2 protein-coding genes are annotated in these 950 nt (G+C 53.9%); both read right to left on the minus strand.

The features are described 5' to 3' along the window. The coding region (locus B5G34_RS18145) for a hypothetical protein (RefSeq protein WP_140397305.1) at positions 1–184 on the minus strand (184 nt) is incomplete at its 3' end. 1 nt (position 185) lies between these two features. Continuing rightward, the coding region (locus tag B5G34_RS18150; RefSeq protein WP_162609538.1) for a helicase-related protein at positions 186–950 on the minus strand (765 nt) is incomplete at its 5' end.

Below are 950 nucleotides of genomic sequence, written 5' to 3' on the forward strand. Positions count from 1 at the left end.
TACCCTGATCCACCAGATAGGTGCTCTTCAAATGCCGGTCAATGGAGTAGGAATCGGAATAGATCTGTTGGATGGATCTCTGGTCCACCAGGTGATCAATGGTCTTCTGGATCTGGTGATACTTGAGCTTTCCGGCATACAGTTCGATGGTATGGAGGCCCAGATGGATTTGCTTCAGTTTCATGTTACCCCCTCCTGTTCCGCTGGCAGTTGGTACAGTGGCGGCAGGTGTTGGGCTTCTTCTCACCCAGTGCGGTCAGCACCTGCTGCATGATGCAGACCTTACCGGTGACGATCCGGACCATCTCATCCAGCCGGTCCAGCAGCAGCTTTTGCAGGGACTCGTCATAGTCCTCCTTGCAGAGGATATTGACGTTCTGGTCCCGATCCTCAGGGGCATAGAGCAGTACACAGCGGGACTTCTTTCCATCCCGGCCCGCTCGACCAATCTGCTGGTAATAGTCAATTACGCTGAGAGGCAACTCAAAGTGGACTACCAGGCGAATATCGGGCACATCCACGCCCATGCCGAAGGCAGTGGTGGCGACCATAATTCTCTTCTGGTTGCGGATGAATTTCGTCTCGTTTCTCAGCCGCTTATCCGGGTCCATATAGGCATGGCACTTGACCACCTCACCGGGAAACCGGTCTGATAGATAATTGGTAACCAGATCCACATGCTTGCGGGTGGCACAGTAAATGACCACACGGCCCTCTTTTCCGTACTTCTTGAGATGATACTTCAGCCGCGACAAGCGGCGCTTGATGGTCATGGTGGAGCAGTCCTCCCGGATGAGGATCAGATTGGAGCGCTCCAGGGAGTTGACATATACCTCAGGCTCATCCATGCCCAGAAGGGAGCATATTTTTGAGCGGTAGGCTTCCGGTGCTGTAGCCGTAAAGGCGGCAACCACTGGGCGCTTTTTCAGGGTGGAGATCCATTTGCCGAT

Source organism: Flavonifractor sp. An82 (assembly GCF_002159265.1).
Taxonomy (GTDB): domain Bacteria; phylum Bacillota; class Clostridia; order Oscillospirales; family Oscillospiraceae; genus Flavonifractor.